This window comes from Neisseria sp. Marseille-Q2251 (assembly GCF_940793045.1).
GTDB lineage: Bacteria > Pseudomonadota > Gammaproteobacteria > Burkholderiales > Neisseriaceae > Neisseria.
The window spans coordinates 1-874 of sequence record NZ_CALNWV010000093.1 but is presented as its reverse complement, the minus strand read 5'-3'; the positions used below and the strand labels follow the sequence as shown (position 1 = coordinate 874).

Genomic DNA, 874 nt, shown 5'->3' with positions numbered 1-874 from the left:
AAGCCGTCCTGCTCGGACAATGGCACAGCCTCTCCGATCCCGAACTCGAACACAGCCTCATCACCCGCATCGATTTCAACCTGTTTTGCCGTTTTGACGAACTGAGCATCCCCGATTACAGCACCTTGTGCCGCTACCGCAACTGGCTGGCGCAAGACGACACCCTGTCCGAATTGCTAAAACTGATTAACCGCCAACTGACCGAAAAAGGCCTAAAAATAGAGAAAGCATCCGCCGCCGTCATTGACGCCACCATTATTCAGACCGCCGGCAGCAAACAGCGTCAGGCCATAGAAGTCGATGAAGAAGGACAAGTCAGCGGCCAAACCACACCGAGTAAGGACAAAGATGCCCGTTGGACAAAGAAAAACGGCTTATACAGACTCGGTTACAAACAACATACCCGTACCGATGGGGAAGGCTATATCGAGAAACTGCACATCACCCCCGCCAATACCCATGAGTGCAACCACCTGTCGCCTTTGCTGGAAGGTATAGCCGAAGGCACGACCGTCTATGCCGATAAAGGCTACGACAGTGCGGAAAACCGGCAACATCTGAAAGAACATCAGTTGCTGGACGGCATTATGCGCAAAGCCCACCGCAACCGTCCTCTGACGGAAGTGCAAACCAAACGTAATCGATATTTGTCGAAGACCCGTTATGTGGTCGAACAGAGCTTCGGTACGTTGCACCGTAAATTCCGCTACGCCCGGGCAGCCTATTTTGGTCTGTGTAAAGTGAGTGCGCAAAGCCATCTGAAGGCGATGTGTTTGAACCTGTTGAAAGCGGCTAACAGGCTAAGTGTGTCTGTTGCCGCCTAAAAGGCGGCCCGGATGCCTGATTATCAGGTATCCGGGGAGGATTAAGGGGG

Annotated in this window: 1 protein-coding gene; it reads left to right on the top strand. The window is 52.7% G+C overall.

What is annotated here, in order from left to right:
• A partial coding sequence (locus tag AAG834_RS13735; protein WP_342032454.1) for an IS5 family transposase occupies positions 1-824 on the top strand: 824 nt, incomplete at its 5' end.
• Positions 825-874 lie beyond the last annotated feature (50 nt).